The organism is Mesorhizobium sp. M8A.F.Ca.ET.057.01.1.1 (assembly GCF_003952565.1).
Classification (GTDB): domain Bacteria; phylum Pseudomonadota; class Alphaproteobacteria; order Rhizobiales; family Rhizobiaceae; genus Mesorhizobium.
In genome coordinates this window covers 736,693-751,767 of the sequence record NZ_CP034454.1, presented here as the reverse complement: position 1 = coordinate 751,767, position 15,075 = coordinate 736,693, and the positions used below count along the sequence as shown (strand labels likewise).

Genomic DNA, 15,075 nt, shown 5'->3' with positions numbered 1-15,075 from the left:
GCAGACAGAGGAATTCGAGGGGCAAATCACGGATGGAGCATGCGATCTATCTCGTTACGCTGGTCGGCACGGCGCTTGTTGTCGCCGCCGCGTTTTCGAGCCTGATCGCCTTCCGCTTCGGCGCCCCCTCCTGCTCCTGTTTCTGTGCATCGGGCTCGCTACCGGAACCGACGGCCTCGGCATCCAGTTCGACAACGCACGTATCGCCTATTTTGCCGGGTCACTGGCGCTCGCTGTCATTCTGTTCGATTCCGGTTTCGGCACGCCGCTCAACGCCTTGCGGCAGGCGGCAGGACCGGCCCTGTCGCTGGCGACCTTCGGCGTGCTTCTCACCACCGGCCTGTTCGGCGCCGCCGCCTGTTATCTGCTCGATCTCAGCTGGCTGGAATCCTTCCTGCTCGGTGCCGCCGTCGCCTCGACCGACGCGGCGGCGGTGTTCTTCCTGTTGCGTGCCGGCGAGATCAATCTGCGCGAGCGCGTGCGCTCCACGCTCGAGGTGGAATCGGGCACCAACGATCCGATCGCCATCTTCCTGACCATCACGCTGGTCGAGATCATCGCCGCCCACGCCAATCCCGAAGCCAATGTCCTGGTCACCAATCTGATCCTCGGTTTCCTGGTCAACATGGGCCTCGGCGCCATCGTCGGCGTGCTTGGCGGCCTCGCCATCGTACGCCTGGTCGATCGGCTCAACCTCGACCATGGCCTGCTGCCGATCTTCGTGCTGACCCTGTCGCTGATGGTCTTCGCGGCCGCCGGCGCAATTGGCGGCTCGGGCTTCCTGGCGGTCTACATCGCCGGACTCATCGCAGGCAATTCCGACATCCGCGCCGTCACCATCCTGAAGCGCTTCCAGGACGGCATGTCGTGGCTGGCGCAGATCATCATGTTCCTCATCCTCGGCCTGTTCGCCACGCCTTCGCAATTTCCGGCGATCATGGTGCCTGCGATAGCGCTTGGCCTGTTCCTGATGTTCATTGCCAGACCTGTCGCCGTGTGGCTCTGCCTGATCCCATTCCGCCTGCCGCGTCCCGAAGTCGCCTTCGTCTCATGGGTCGGCCTGCGCGGCGCCGTCTCTATCCTGCTCGCCATCACACCGCTGCTCGGTGGGCTAGAGAACGGCCGCACCATCTTCAACGCCGCCTTCATCATCGTTCTGGTGTCGCTGGTCATCCAGGGCTGGACGGTCGGCCCGCTGGCGCGGCGCCTCGGCCTGATCGTGCCGGCGCGGCTCGGACCGCTGGACAAGGTTGAGCTGGAACTGCCCGGCTCCGCGCATCACGAGCTCCTTGCCTATCGCGTGGCGCCGGGCAGTCCGGTGGCGCGCGGCGAGCGCATCCCGCGCTGGGCGCGGCCCTCGCTGGTGCTGCGTGACGGCCGTTCGATGCGTTTCCAGGACATGGGCCGGCTCGCCGCCGGCGATCAGGTCTACATCTTCGTGCCCGACCGCTATCCGCGCCTGCTCGACAAGCTGTTTGCCAGCCGCGCCGTGGTCGACCCGGAGGATGCCGATTTCTTCGGCGCCTTCGCCGTCGATCCGGCGCGTTCCGCAGCCGAACTGGAAGCCGCCTATGCGCCCGGTCTCACCGAGGCCGAGCAGAAACAGACCGTCGGCGCGCTGGTCACGGCGCGGCTCGGCGGCCATGCCGAATATGCCGATCGCGTGTTGCTGGGCCCGATCGAGCTGATCGTCAGGGATGTCGACGAGAAGGGCAGGATCTCGGGTCTGGGCCTGTCGTTCGAGCCGACCGCGCCGGTGGCGCGCGTGCCGGTCTTCCTCAGCGCCGGCGAGATGGGCGACCGTCTGAGCGCCTTTATCCGCAACTGGCGCAAGCCGGCCGAGGCGCAGGTGGCGGCACAAGCGGATGACACCCCTGAGCCGCCTGTCGAGAAGGCATCGGTCGAACGCTGACACCGTTTGCACCGCCCCGACATACGCCGGGCGGTCTTCACGGACTATGTCCCCGCCCGTCTCAAAATTTCGCATCCGACCCCGGCCTAAGCCTTGCATCGCCGCCGATGCGGGGTATGGTCCCGGCGATTTTCAGACGAAAGGGACCGGCATGGCTGCCTTCAAGACACTGGACGATATCGGCAACATCGGCGGCAAGCGCGTGTTGGTGCGCGTCGACCTCAACGTTCCCGTCGCCGACGGCAAGGTCACCGACGCCACCCGCATCGAGCGCATCGCGCCGACCATCGCCGAATTGTCCGGCAAGGGCGCCAAGGTCATCCTGCTCGCCCATTTCGGCCGACCCAAGGATGGCCCCACGGCCGAGTTCTCGCTCGAGCCGATCGCCAGGGCCACCGCGCAGGTGCTCGGCCGCCCCGTCGGCTTCGCCTCTGATTGCGTCGGCGACACGGCGGGGAGCGCTGTCGCCGCCATGGACAAGGGTGACGTGCTGCTGCTCGAAAACACGCGCTTCTACAAGGCCGAGGAGAAGAACGATCCCGCCTTTGCCGAACGGCTCGCCGCCAATGGCGACATCTTCGTCAACGACGCCTTTTCGGCGGCCCACCGGGCGCACGCCTCGACGGAAGGGCTGGCGCGCTTGCTGCCGGCCTTTGCCGGCCGCACCATGCAGGCCGAACTCGAGGCGCTGGAGAAGGGCCTGGGCAATCCGGTGCGTCCGGTCGTCGCCATCGTCGGTGGCGCCAAGGTCTCGACCAAGATCGACCTGTTGATGAACCTGGTGAAGAAGGTCGACGCGCTGGTTATCGGTGGCGGCATGGCCAACACCTTCCTCGCCGCGCGCGGCACCGATGTCGGCAAGTCGCTTTGCGAGCATGACCTGGCCCCGACCGCCAAGCAGATCATGATCGAGGCCGCCGAAGCCGGCTGCGCCATCATCCTGCCGGTCGACGGCGTCGTCGCCAAGGAATTCAAGGCGGGCGCCGCCTGCGAGACCGTCGCCATCTCCGACGTGCCAGCCGATGGCATGATCCTCGACGTCGGGGCCAAGACCGTGACGACGATCGGGGAGTGGATCGACCGCGCCGCGACGCTGGTCTGGAACGGTCCGCTCGGCGCCTTCGAGATCGAGCCGTTCGACCACGCCACGGTGGCGGCGGCCAAGCATGCGGCCGCGCGCACAAAGGCCGGCAAGCTGGTTTCGGTCGCCGGCGGCGGCGATACGGTGGCGGCGCTCAACCATGCCGGTGTCGCCGACGATTTCACCTATGTCTCGACCGCCGGCGGCGCCTTCCTGGAGTGGATGGAAGGCAAGCCGTTGCCCGGCGTCGACGTGCTGAAGCGCTGAAGCGTTCGGCCGCTCCCGGCAATTCGATCAACTCGAAGGGAGCCGGCGGCAGCGCCGGCGACTTTCAATCGATTCGAGCTTTCCGGCGTCATTCCTTTGGCGGTAGTGTTCTGCTAGGCGCAGATCAACCGTGTCAGGAGAAGCAGAATGAGCGAACGTCTCGAAGACATTGCCGCCGCGATCGTGGCCAACGGCAAGGGCCTTTTGGCCGCCGATGAAAGCTCCGGCACCATCAAGAAGCGCTTCGACGTCATCGGTGTCGAATCGACCGCCGACAGCCGCCGCGACTACCGCGAGATGATGTTCCGCGCCAAGGACGCGATGACCAGGTACATTTCCGGCGTCATCCTCTATGACGAGACCATCCGCCAGAAGGCCGCCGACGGCACGCCTCTGGTCGACATCATCAAGGCATCAGGCGCCATTCCCGGCATCAAGGTCGATGCCGGCGCCAAGCCGCTGGCTGGCTTTCCCGGCGACACCGTCACCGAAGGCCTCGACGGACTGCGCGAACGGCTTGCCGACTACTATAAGCTCGGCGCCCGCTTCGCCAAATGGCGCGCGGTGATCGACATCGACACCGCCAGGGGCGTCCCCTCGGCCACCTCGATCGGCGCGAACACCCATGCGCTCGCCCGCTATGCCGCCCTTTGCCAGGAGGCCGGCATCGTGCCGATCGTCGAGCCTGAAGTGCTGATGGACGGCGCCCACGACATCGGCACCTGCTACGACGTTTCCAAGGCGACGCTGACAAGGCTCTATGACGAGCTCTACGCGGCCCGCGTCGTGCTTGAAGGCACGATCCTGAAGCCGAACATGGTCCTGTCGGGCAAGAAGTCGGGGACCGTGGACAGTCCCGAGCACGTCGCCGAAAAGACCATAAAGCTGTTCCGCGAGACGGTGCCGGCGGCGGTACCGGGCATCGCCTTCCTCTCCGGCGGCCAGGAGGACGAGGAGGCGACCGCCAATCTCAACGCCATCAACGCCATCGGCCCGCACCCGTGGAAGCTGACCTTCTCCTACGGCCGCGCGCTGCAGGCCGCGCCGCAGAAGGCTTGGAGCGGCAAGGCATCGAACATCGCCGCCGGCCAGGCTGCCTTCACCCACCGCGCCCATATGAACCATCTGGCCGCACTCGGCAAATGGAAGGCGAGCCTAGAACAGGCTGCCTGAAGCCCCCTGCCATCCCTTCCCTCCAAACCCGGGCCGACGTGCCCGGGTTTTTGTTTTGGCGCGCGCCGGCCTTGGGGCAAAGCATTCGCATTCTTATTTCCTCTGGGCATTCCTGGCAGCGGCGATGTCGGCTCGCGCCTATCCCGTACGTCCTTGGGGTGCAGACAGGGAGATGTTCATGCATCGCAACAAGGTCGTTTCGCGCGAAGACTGGTTCGAGGCCCACAAGGCACATCTAAACCGCGAGAAGGAACTGACGCGGTTACGCGAACGCGTTGCGGCCGAGCGGCGGAAGCTACCCTGGCTGAAGGTGCGGAAGGATTATGTCTTCGAGACGGAACACGGACCGAAGAAACTGGCCGATCTCTTCGCCGGCCGCAGCCAGCTGATCGTCTACCACTTCGTGTTCGCGCCGGGCTCGACGCATCACTGCGAGAGCTGTGCCTTCGTCGCCGATCACATAGACGGCGCCAACCAGCATCTCAGGCATCATGACGTGTCGCTTGTCGTGATCGCGCGCGCGCCGCTCGCCGAGCTGCTGCCTTACAAGCAGCGCATGGGATGGAAATTCGACTGGGTGTCTTCCTACGCCTCGGATTTCAACTTCGACATGCAGGTCTCCTTCACTGACAGGCAGATCGCCTCCGGCGAAGCCGTCTATAATTTCGAGACACCGGTGTCGACATCGAAGGACCTGCCTGGCACCACTGTCTTCTACAGGGAAGAAGCCGGCGACATCTTCCTGACCTTCATGTCGCGCGCCCGTGGCAGCGAGCAGTTCATCGGCGCCTATCAATATCTCGACATGGCGCCAAAAGGCCGTGGGGAGACCGGCCCTACGGGACGTCGATGGACTGGGTGCGGTTGCACGACGACTATGGAAACAGGTCGCGGCAGGACGACGCTTGCCCCTAGGGCAATTTCAGGAAAAGTGTGAAACGGTTTTCCGTCCGGAATTGCGCCAAAGCAAAAGGACATGGCCGATGAGGCAGCGATCCGTTCACGCCGACCAAAACATGCGCTAAGGCTGCCTCGTCATTTCACGGTATTGCCATGCGTTTCCCGACCATCCTCACCTGGCTCGCCTTCCCGGTCTATGTCTGGCAGGGGTTGGGCGTGCGCCGCCGCACCTCGCGCATGCTGCCCGCGCAAGGCCCGGTCATGCACGAGATCTCAGGCAAGGCCCCAGTGATCTCGCTGCTGGTGCTGGGCGATTCCTCCGCCGCGTCGGTCGGCATCGGCAATTCCGAAAACGGCCTTGCCGCGCAGCTCGCCGTGCTGATTGCGCAGCGCACCGGCAGCGCTGTGCGCTGGCGTGCCGCTGGCTTCAATTCGGCGACATCGGGCCAGATCCGCGACCATGTCCTGCCCAATCTGTCGGCCGATCCGTGGACGCATATCGTGCTCGCCATCGGCACCAACGACACCAAGAATTTCCACTCCGTGCCGCGCTTCAAGAAGGAGTTCGGCGGCCTGCTCTACGCGCTGGGCGCCAAATGGCCGGAGGCACGCGTGGTATGGTCGCCGGTGCTGGAGTTCACGCGCGCGCCGGCCATGCCGTCGCTGCTCGGCAAGATCCTCGAGGTCCGCGCCACCGCGATGAACCGGATGGGTGAACGCCTCTGCCTTGAACGCGGCGCGGTGCCAGCGCTGCGCCTGCCGATCACCAACCCCGAAGCCGGCTTTGCCTCCGACGGCTTCCATGCCTCGGAGGCCGGCTACCGGGCCTGGGCGGAACATCTCGTCGACCCTGTGCTTGGCGACTGAAGAGCGACGGCCAGGCGTTGCGAGAGCCTATGTCAAATGCCCGAGCACGGCCGCCAGCGAAATCGCCGCCATGGCGAGAAGCGCCAATTTCCAGAAATCGCCGCGTCGCCTGAGCCCCGGCCAACCGAGCGGCTTGATGAGCTGGATCACCATGAACCCGACGATGACAAGGGCGAGGAGTTTCGTCATGCCGCCTTTGACCAGCAACGCCGTCACCTGTCAAAGCGGTTCGCTCGGTCTCCGGAAAGAAAAGGCGCCGCGATCGCGAACCGGAACGCGGCGCCCGCCTTGACCGCGCAACGATCTACTTCAGCGGCTTGAGGCTAGCCTCGATCGAAGCGCGTTTTGCCTCCAGGAACGGCGGCAGGGCAAGGCTTTCGCCGAGCGTTTCCAGCGGCTCGTCGGCGGTGAACCCGGGCCCGTCGGTGGCGATCTCGAACAGGATGCCGTTCGGCTCGCGGAAATAGAGCGAGCGGAAGTAGTACCGCTCGACCTCGCCGCTCGACGGCAGCCGGAATTCGGCAAGGCGCGCCGTCCACTGATGCAACGTCTCCTGGTCCGGCGCCCTGAAGGCGACGTGGTGAACCGCACCGGCGCCTTGCCTTGCGGGCGCCAGCCCAGGCTGCACGGCGACATGAAGCTCCGCCGCCGGCCCGCCCGCGCCCATTTCGAACACGTGGACCTGGCCCTCGCCGTCCGGCGAGGCATAGTCGCGTACCTTGCGCATGTTCATCACCCTGGTCAGCACCGCCTCGGTGTCGGTGATGTCGGGAACACTGATGACGATCGGCCCGAGCCCGCGGATCTGATGTTCGGCCGGCACCGGGCTTTGCGCCCAGGGATGGCTGCCTCCCTTTCCGTCATCGCTGACGAGTCGCAGGCGCTGGCCTTCGGGGTCCTCGAAATCCAGCGACTTGTAGCCGCCGATATCGGCAATCTCTCCTGTCACGATGCCTTCGCTGGCAAGGTGCTGCTTCCACCAGGCAAGGCTCTCCTGGCTGCCGACCCTGAGGCTGGTCCGCGCGATGCTGTGCGTGCCGCGCCGTTCGCGGCCGACCGGCCAGTCGAAGAAGGTCAGGTCGGTACCCGGTGTTGCCTCGCCGTCGGCATAAAAGAGATGATAGGCCGAGTTATCGTCCTGGTTCACAGTTTTCTTGACCAGCCGCAGGCCCAGCACCTTCGTGTAAAAGTGAAGATTGCCGGGCGCATTGGCGGTGATGGCGGTCAGATGGTGAATTCCTGTCAGCTGCATGCTCATGGTCGTCTCCCTGTTTTTGGGGAAGAATTTTCTCCCTTCATATCAGAACTCCGGTCGCCCCGCGGAAGGCCCCTATTCCGACAATTTGTCGCCAGGCGATGAACAATGCAGCCCGATTAGCCTGATCTTGGTGAACGATCCGCGCCCGGAGGACCTGCCACGGCGAGAACGGAACTGCCGCGATACGACCTGCCATCCTCCTGACAGACTGCTGTCAGGAGGGGTATGCGATACTGCCTCCAGTTAGAGAGAGGAGATTGGTCATGAACGGTTTTACCATTCTGCGCGGCATGCAGCACTATGTCGGCAAGATCCGCACGATGCGCAACGAGATCCGCACGCAGCGGTTCATGAACGCGCTGCCCGCCGACATTCGCAAGGATATCGGCTGGCCCGACATGTATGCCGAGCGTCGCCATCACGGCAATTGAGCAGAATTTTCAAGCCAGCGGTTGGAGGCTGACCCGTCAGCACCCAGATATCAGGTCCGGCGCACGAGGGATGGAGCGAGCTCATGCCCGATAACAAGACAATCGGCTTCCTTTTCATCGAGGGCTTTGCCGACTGGGAATATGGGTTGCTGGCGGCCTCGGCGGTCGAGTGGTTCGGCGCTCGCGCCGTGTCACTGACGCCGGCAGGCAAGCCCGTGACCGGAATCAGCGGTTTTCGCCTGACGCCGGACCGGTCGGCGGACCCCGATGACAATATCGATCTCGATGCCGTGGCTGTCATCGGTTCCGACCAGTGGGCGGGCAAGGCGCCGCCGGATGCTTCCGAACTGCTGACGGCCGTCGCGGCGCGCGGCGGTGTCGTTGGCGGCATTTGCGCCGGGACGCTGGCGCTGGCCCGAGCCGGCATGTTCGAGAAGGCCAGGCATACCAGCAATGGCCGTGACTGGATCAACCGACACGAAGCCGGCTATGCTGGCGACGGCAATTATCAGGACGTGCCGCACGCTGTGGCCGACGGCAGGATCGTCTCCGCGCCCGGCTCGGCGCCCGGCACCTTCGCCCTTGCCTTTCTGCGGACGCTCTATCCCGAAAAAGGCAGTGATCTCGCGCAGATGCGGACGCTCTTCGCCAAGGAGTATGGTGAAGCCTCCTGACAGTATGCTGTCAGGAGGCGCGTGCGATGGTGGAAAATGCGCATGGCCGGCCGAGAGGACGATCGATGAAAAGCTGGAACGACAGGCTGAACACGCCTGGCATCAACGGCGTGAAACCAACGCCGCGCACGATGGGAGACGTCGTCGAGGGCCAGCCCATGCTGGTGCCGACCGCGCGCCAGGTCGATGATTTCATCCGCTCGATTCCTGAAGGTGTCGAGATGGATGTACGCGCGTTGCGCACCGCGCTCGCCATCGAGCACGGCGCCGAAGTGACATGCCCGGTCACCATAGGCTATCATTTGCGCACGGTCGCCGAGGCGGCCGCGGAGGACCTTGAACGCGGCATGACGCTCCGCGACATCGCTCCCTTCTGGCGCGTGCCCGATGCGAAGACGCCGACAACGAGGAAACTGTCCTTCGGCGCGGAATTCGTTGCCGCGCAGCGTAAGCGCGAAGGGCTGAAACCATAATGCATGTCATGTGGAAGTGGACCCGGTCCAGGAGCCACGGCATGCATGGGAAAGACACTGGGGAAGCAAACGATGCGCCGCGCCGACAGGCTCTTTCAGATCGTGCAGCATCTGCGTGGTGGCCGCCTGGTCACCGCACAGAAGCTCGGCACATGGCTCGAGGTTTCCGAGCGAACCATCTATCGCGACATAGCCGACCTGCAGTCGACCGGGGTGCCGATCGACGGCGAGGCTGGCGTTGGCTACATGATGAGGGAGGGTTTCGACCTTCCGCCGCTGATGTTCACGCGTGACGAGATCGTGGCGCTGGTTGCCGGCGCCCGCATGGTGCGCGCCTTTGGCGGCGCTGCCATGGCGCGCGCCGCCGACGAGGCGCTGGTCAAGATCGGTGCCGTACTGCCCGATGCCGAAAAGGATCGCATCGCCCGCACCGAGATCCACACGCCGATGTGGGTGGTCAGCGACGCCGCCCGCGAGGCGATCGACCTGATCGAGCGCGCGGTCGAAAAGCGCCAGGTGCTGACCATCGACTATTCGGACGAAGCCGGCCGCGGTACCGCGCGCGATATCAGGCCGCTCGGCCTGTGGTTCTGGGGCAAGGTTTGGACGTTGGTCGCCTGGTGCGAGATGCGCGATGATTTTCGCGCTTTCCGCATCGACCGCATCGCCTCGGTTGTCATCGCCGGCCGCGTCTTCAAGCCGGAACGCGGCAAGCAGCTCGCCGATTTCTACCGGGCGGTGGAGCGGAGCGAGGACTACGGCATGGCGCCGGACCGCGCGGCGCGAAGCTGAGATTTGCCGGATCGCACAAAAAAGCCCGCTCGAAGCGGGCTTTTTTGTCGAACTGGCGAAAAGCCTATTCCTCGTCGTCCTTATCGGTGTCCTTCGACTTCAGCGCTGACAGCTTGGCGAAGACGGCGTTGGCGTCGAGCTCCGCGTCCTCGTCCTTCGGCTTCTCCGGCGCCGGCACCAGCCGCTCGGTCAATGCCGCCGGCAACAGCGTGTCGCCGACCGGCTGCGCCTGTTCGCGGCCACGCGAGGCGCGGTTGACCTCCATGTCGAGGTCGATCTGCGAGGCGAGACCCAGCGTCACCGGGTCCATTGGCTGCAGATTGGCCGAGTTCCAGTGCTTGCGTTCGCGGATCTGCTCGATCGTCGACTTGGTGGTGCCGACAAGGCGCGAAATCTGCGCGTCCTTGAGTTCGGGATGGTTGCGCACCAGCCACAGAATGGCGTTCGGCCGATCCTGGCGCTTCGACAGCGGCGTGTAGCGCGGACCCTTGCGCTTGGATTCCGGCACCCGCACCTTGGGGTCGGAAAGTTTCAGGCGCTGGTTCGGGTCCTTCTCGGCGCGCGCGATCTCGTCGCGGGTCAGCTGGCCGGTCATGATCGGATCCATGCCCTTGATGCCTTGCGCCGATTCGCCGTCGGCGATCGCCTTGACCTCGAGCGGATGCAGCCCGCAGAACTGCGCGATCTGCTCGAAGGAAAGCGCGGTGTTGTCGACCAGCCAGACGGCGGTCGCCTTGGGCATCAGCAGCGTATTGGCCATCGCAAAAATCCTTCTCGTTCGCCCGCGTTCCCGCGCGGGCGGTGGTTTAGAGCCACCAAAATGGGAAATTCGGGGCCTGTATAGCCGTTCCCTGCCCGCTTCGCAATGTTTTTGGAAAAGCCCGCAGAAAACCGCGAACCGGCGGTTACCGGAACGGCTCCGTGCCCTTGAGCAGAGCGACAAGCTGGCTCTGTTGGCGTGTTCCTGTCTTGGCGAATATCCGTTCGAGGTAGGTTCGCCCGGTCTTCACGGTGATGTTGGCACTTGCCGCCGCCTCCGCCAGTGTTCGCCCTTGCGAAAGTGCCGAGGCCAGGCGCGCCTCGGCTGGCGTCAGGTCGAACAGTCCGGCAAGCAGCGTTGGCGATGGCACCATGGAACTGGCGTTCACCGCCGTCGCCGCGACCAGGATGTCGGCGCCCGAGAATATCTCGTGGGCGGAACGGCGCAGCGGCAGGACATGAAGGATCAGTGGCGACCTGTCGGCGGCGGCCGGAACCGGGATGGACCGGACCGAGGGTTCGGCGGCCCCGCGTGCGGCGACGACGGCCTGCTGAAACAGGCGATTGGCATCCGCATCGACGATTGCCATGCCGCCAAAGGCAACCGGCAGGAAGATCGAGCCCATGCTCTCGAACAGCAGATTGGCGGCGAGCACATGCCCCCTCGATGAGAGGATGGCCGCCGGCAGCCCCATGGCCGTCATGGCGGCAACGGTTCCCTTGGCCCGCTCCAGGCCAAGCCGCGCGGCGATCAAGCTGGCGCGCGCCATGGCCGGCCGCAAACCGTCGAGAATGTCGAAGCTGCCGGCGTCGTAGCGGCCCTCGCCAAGCCTTCGCTGGAAGACGAAGATGGCCAGTTCGCCGCTCGGCATCGGGATGGCGGTGCAGGTATGCGCGCCAATCCCAAGCGCGCGCAGGCGGACCCGGATGGGATCGTTCTCGATTTCCTCGGCTGTCAGGAAACTCTCGACATCGACGAAACTGGCCGGCTGCACCGCGCACATGCGCGAGACCGCCGTGGAGAACTGCAGCGTATCGCCCAGGAGGAATTCATTCAGCAAGTCCTGCAGCAGCGGCACCGTCCTTCCGCGCACCGGCTGCTCATCGGCAAACAGGAACACGGCGCCGCCCACTGAGGCGGAGGCTCTATTTATGCCATCCAGCACCTCCGGCCACAGGTCCGGAACGAAAGCAGCCTCGTAGATCTTGTCGGTAAGATCATCCAACATGGGCGTGGAAGCCTTCGTCGATGCCTGCCCTGCCAGCCACGCGCTCACGCGGCAACCGGTCCCCATCCGTCAAGATGCCATGCTGAAAACAGAGGTCAAGCCGCCTGGTGCTTGACACGGGTGACGGCGGCTCACGCCTACTGGCACCCCAAAAGACAAAACCCGCCGGACAGGGTCCAGCGGGTTCGGAACCGGCGACGAACAAGGCGTCTGCGTCGGCTCTACATTGCGACCCTGCCTTCCGGCGAGGTCGCGCTTGCAATCAGATCGCCTGACGGGCGATCCTTTCGATGTCGGCGCGGTTGATGCCGAGGTCGCTGAGCTGACGTGCGTTGAGGCGGTTCAATTCGCGAACGGTCTCGTTGTACATGCGCCAGTTACGGAAAGCGCGGATCGGGTTCATGGTAGTCCTCCTGAATTGGGTTCGTTTCGATGATGCTCAAATAGTGATCATCGATGAGGACTTGAACGGCTGATTTTGCATAGCAATGATGCAAATGCTGCATTGCACCATTAAGATTCTGTTCATCTTGCAGGCAAGGCGGGCGCCCGGGGACGGTGCCGAGATTTAGGGGATACGGGCCTAGCCTACGTCGAGCACGATCTTGCCGATATGATCCCCTTCCTCCATCCGCTCATGCGCGCGCCAGGCATCGGTGAGCGGGTAGATCATGTCCATGACCGGCGCCACCTTGCGCGTGCCCAGCAGCGGCCACACCTGCGCCTCCAACGCGGCCGCGATCGCTGCCTTGAATTCCACGGTGCGGGGCCTCAGCGTCGAACCCGTATGGGTCAGCCGCTTGACCATGATCTTGGAAAAATCGGCGCTCGCCACAGCACCGGCCTGGACGGCGATCTGCACGATGCGGCCCTCGATCGCGGCGGCCTCGTAGTTCCGCTGGACATAGTCGCCGCCGACCATGTCGAGGATGACGTTGGCGCCTCGGCCTTCGGTCGCCTCCTTGACCGCGGCGACGAAATCCTGCTCGCGGTAATTGATTGCGCGGTCGGCGCCGATCTTCAGGCACGCGTCGCATTTCTCCTTCGATCCAGCGGTGGTGATGACATAGGCGCCGAAGGCCGAGGCGAGCTGGATCGCCGTGGTGCCGATGCCGGACGAGCCGCCATGGACGAGCAGCGTCTCACCCTTCTTCAGCCCGCCGCGCTCGAACACATTGTGCCACACGGTAAAGTAGTTCTCTGGCACTGCCGCCGCTTCGGTGTGGGTGAAGCCCGCCGGCAGCGGCAAAACGCTGCCGGCATGAACCCTTACATATTCGGCATAGGCGCCGCCGGGCGTGAGCGCGCAGACCCGGTCGCCGATGCGCCAGCGCGATATCTCGTCGCCAAGGGCCGCCACCTCACCCGACGCCTCGAGACCAGGCAGGTCCGATGCGCCGGGCGGTGGCGGATAGGCGCCCTTGCGCTGCTGGACGTCGGGCCGGTTGACGCCGGCGGCATGGACCTTGATCAGGATTTCTCCGGGGCCGGGCAGCGGCACGTCGCGCGTTTCCGGCTTCAGCACCCGGGGACCGCCCGGCTCCGAAATCGCGATCGCCGTCATCCGTGCCGGAATTTTCTGTCCGCTCGCCATGAAGTTTCCCGTCTTCCTCGCCGGCTTTTACCGGCTGTTTGCATCGATGCCCCTGCCCTATGTATGCTGATTGCCAAATCAGGCAAATGGGCAATCTGGTCTGGCGTAGGAGGAGCGACGATGGCGATCTTCGACGACGAACCCAAGAAGAAGGCACGCCCGCACGAGATCGGGCAAGACTTGTCGCTGCTTTCAGTCGGTGAACTGTCCGAGCGCATCGGCATCCTGCGCGACGAGATCGCTCGGCTTGAGACTGAACTCAAGACCAAGGACAACACCAAGTCGGCGGCCGAGGCGCTGTTCCGGCGCGGATAATTCGCTGAGGTAAGCCGCCCGCCGCCGAAAAGCCCGAATGCGACTGTCTTCAAACCTGCGTCCCTCCCAGCCCTCAGCCGGATCAAAAAATGCTCGCAGCCTACAGACCGATCCTTTCCCTGCTTCGCGGCACCGCCTTCCTTCTGGCGGCGTCGGGGCTGCACGGACTGCTGTTGCCCCTGCGCGGCCAGGTGGAAGGGTTCTCGACCGCTTCGCTCGGCCTGATGGGCACAGCCTGGGCCGGCGGTTTCGTCACCGGCTGTTTCTTTGCGCCACGCATCGTGCGCCGCGCCGGGCATGTGCGCGCCTTCGGCGCCTTTGCCGCGTCCGGCGCCATCGTGGCGCTGCTGACGGGGCTGGTCATCGACGAATATGTCTGGATCCTGCTGCGTGCCTTCACCGGTTTCACCATGGCCGGCGCCTTCATGGTCATCGAGAGCTGGCTGAACGAGAAGGCCACCAACGAGAACCGTGGCACCGTCTTCGGCCTCTATATGATGGTCACCTATGCCTCGATCATGGGCGGACAGATGATCGTCGCCGGCGGCGACGTGAAATCGGCGTCGCTGTTCATGATCACCGGCATCCTGTTTTGTTTGTCGCTTCTCCCGACGGCGGTTTCGAGCGCTTCCCTTCCGAAGCCGCTGCAGGACGTCAAGCTCGACGTCAAGGGGCTCTACGCCAACTCACCGGTGTCGGCGATCGCCTGCCTCTTGATCGGCATCGCCAACGGCGCCTGGGGCACGCTCGGTGCGGTCTACGGCGCCCGCATCGGCATCTCCACCGCCGAAATCGCCTTGATGATGAGCCTGGTGGTCGTCGCCGGTGCCGCCATGCAGCTTCCGGCCGGGCGTCTCTCCGACAAGACCGACCGGCGTTTCGTGCTGGCCGGTGCTGCCTTCGGCGCGGCGCTGTTTGCGCTTCTCATCTTCCTGTTCGAGCCGCGCTCCGCGGTCTTCGTCCTCGTCTTCACCGCCGCCTACGGCGGTTTCGCCTACACGCTCTATTCGATTGCCGTGGCGCATGCCAATGACCACGCCCGCTCCGAGGATTTCGTCAAGGTGTCGGGCGGCCTGCTGCTGCTTTACGGCTTCGGCACCATGATCGGGCCGTTGCTGGCCGCCGCCCTGATGGGCTGGATGCGCCCGGAGGGCCTGTTCCTGGCGACAGCCTTGGCGCATCTGTCCCTGGCAGGCTACACGCTGCTGCGCATCAGCCGCCGCGCGCCGGTGCCGATCGAGGATCGCGATGCCTTCAAGACGCAGCCGGCCGACCGTTCGGTGACCCCTGAAGCATTGCGGCTTGATCCGAGAAGAAAAGCAGAAGCAAACAGTTGAGATTTGAAAAACT

The 15,075-nt window shown here is 64.6% G+C and carries 15 protein-coding genes and 2 pseudogenes; 11 read left to right on the top strand and 6 right to left on the bottom strand.

The window, feature by feature from the left end; genetic code table 11:
- The first annotated feature begins 32 nt into the window (after nucleotides 1-32).
- From EJ077_RS03435 to EJ077_RS03415, 5 genes and pseudogenes are all read left to right on the top strand, one after another.
- Nucleotides 33-1,912 (top strand): annotated as a pseudogene (locus tag EJ077_RS03435) (potassium/proton antiporter).
- A gap of 151 nt (nucleotides 1,913-2,063) precedes the next feature.
- On the top strand, nucleotides 2,064-3,260 hold the full coding sequence (gene pgk, locus EJ077_RS03430; RefSeq protein ID WP_208699627.1) for a phosphoglycerate kinase: 1,197 nt from the start codon (nucleotides 2,064-2,066) through the stop codon (nucleotides 3,258-3,260).
- Nucleotides 3,261-3,407: 147 nt separating this feature from the next.
- Entirely contained in the window at nucleotides 3,408-4,433 is a 1,026-nt protein-coding gene (locus EJ077_RS03425; RefSeq protein ID WP_208699625.1) for a class I fructose-bisphosphate aldolase, read from the top strand.
- 178 nt (nucleotides 4,434-4,611) lie between these two features.
- Nucleotides 4,612-5,348, top strand: a pseudogene (locus EJ077_RS03420) (DUF899 domain-containing protein).
- A 138-nt stretch (nucleotides 5,349-5,486) separates the two neighbouring features.
- Nucleotides 5,487-6,200 (top strand): SGNH/GDSL hydrolase family protein, encoded by a 714-nt coding sequence (locus EJ077_RS03415; RefSeq protein ID WP_208699623.1) that lies wholly within the window; start codon nucleotides 5,487-5,489, stop codon nucleotides 6,198-6,200.
- Between the two features lie 27 nt (nucleotides 6,201-6,227).
- On the opposite strand, the gene EJ077_RS03410 is transcribed toward EJ077_RS03415, so the two are convergent.
- On the bottom strand, nucleotides 6,228-6,407 hold the full coding sequence (locus tag EJ077_RS03410) for a hypothetical protein (RefSeq protein ID WP_189521867.1): 180 nt from the start codon (nucleotides 6,405-6,407) through the stop codon (nucleotides 6,228-6,230).
- 97 nt (nucleotides 6,408-6,504) lie between these two features.
- Nucleotides 6,505-7,458, bottom strand: coding sequence for a ring-cleaving dioxygenase (locus EJ077_RS03405; protein WP_208699621.1), 954 nt, complete (start codon nucleotides 7,456-7,458; stop codon nucleotides 6,505-6,507).
- A gap of 263 nt (nucleotides 7,459-7,721) precedes the next feature.
- On the opposite strand from EJ077_RS03405, the gene EJ077_RS03400 reads away from it, so the two are divergent.
- The 4 genes from EJ077_RS03400 to EJ077_RS03385 all read left to right on the top strand — a co-directional run bounded on the left by EJ077_RS03400 (nucleotide 7,722) and on the right by EJ077_RS03385 (nucleotide 9,828).
- Nucleotides 7,722-7,889, top strand: a complete 168-nt coding sequence (locus EJ077_RS03400) for a hypothetical protein (protein ID WP_015315361.1) — start codon at nucleotides 7,722-7,724, stop codon at nucleotides 7,887-7,889.
- A gap of 83 nt (nucleotides 7,890-7,972) precedes the next feature.
- Nucleotides 7,973-8,563: a DJ-1/PfpI family protein gene (locus tag EJ077_RS03395; protein ID WP_208699619.1), complete on the top strand. Its 591-nt coding sequence runs from the start codon at nucleotides 7,973-7,975 to the stop codon at nucleotides 8,561-8,563.
- Nucleotides 8,564-8,628: 65 nt separating this feature from the next.
- Complete coding sequence (locus EJ077_RS03390; RefSeq protein WP_208699617.1) at nucleotides 8,629-9,036, top strand: hypothetical protein; 408 nt, start codon at nucleotides 8,629-8,631, stop codon at nucleotides 9,034-9,036.
- Nucleotides 9,037-9,108: 72 nt separating this feature from the next.
- Nucleotides 9,109-9,828, top strand: coding sequence for a helix-turn-helix transcriptional regulator (locus EJ077_RS03385; protein ID WP_208699615.1), 720 nt, complete (start codon nucleotides 9,109-9,111; stop codon nucleotides 9,826-9,828).
- A 64-nt stretch (nucleotides 9,829-9,892) separates the two neighbouring features.
- Here the strand turns inward: EJ077_RS03385 and EJ077_RS03380 are convergent, their stop codons facing one another.
- From EJ077_RS03380 to EJ077_RS03365, 4 genes are all read right to left on the bottom strand, one after another.
- Complete coding sequence (locus tag EJ077_RS03380; protein WP_127278222.1) at nucleotides 9,893-10,588, bottom strand: DUF1013 domain-containing protein; 696 nt, start codon at nucleotides 10,586-10,588, stop codon at nucleotides 9,893-9,895.
- 145 nt (nucleotides 10,589-10,733) lie between these two features.
- Nucleotides 10,734-11,816: a helix-turn-helix transcriptional regulator gene (locus tag EJ077_RS03375; protein WP_208699612.1), complete on the bottom strand. Its 1,083-nt coding sequence runs from the start codon at nucleotides 11,814-11,816 to the stop codon at nucleotides 10,734-10,736.
- 262 nt (nucleotides 11,817-12,078) lie between these two features.
- A complete protein-coding gene (locus EJ077_RS03370; RefSeq protein WP_064987068.1) occupies nucleotides 12,079-12,219 on the bottom strand; it encodes a DUF1127 domain-containing protein in 141 nt (46 codons plus the stop codon).
- Between the two features lie 180 nt (nucleotides 12,220-12,399).
- The gene (locus tag EJ077_RS03365; RefSeq protein WP_127278220.1) at nucleotides 12,400-13,410 is read right to left on the bottom strand and encodes an NAD(P)H-quinone oxidoreductase; all 1,011 of its coding nucleotides are present in this window, start codon (nucleotides 13,408-13,410) and stop codon (nucleotides 12,400-12,402) included.
- A gap of 120 nt (nucleotides 13,411-13,530) precedes the next feature.
- Between EJ077_RS03365 and EJ077_RS03360 the strand changes: the two genes are divergently transcribed.
- On the top strand, nucleotides 13,531-13,725 hold the full coding sequence (locus EJ077_RS03360; protein ID WP_135920009.1) for a DUF1192 domain-containing protein: 195 nt from the start codon (nucleotides 13,531-13,533) through the stop codon (nucleotides 13,723-13,725).
- Nucleotides 13,726-13,814: 89 nt separating this feature from the next.
- Nucleotides 13,815-15,062 carry an MFS transporter gene (locus EJ077_RS03355; protein WP_208699609.1) on the top strand — a complete coding sequence of 416 codons (1,248 nt, stop codon included), beginning with the start codon at nucleotides 13,815-13,817 and terminating at the stop codon, nucleotides 15,060-15,062.
- The last annotated feature ends 13 nt before the right edge of the window (nucleotides 15,063-15,075 follow it).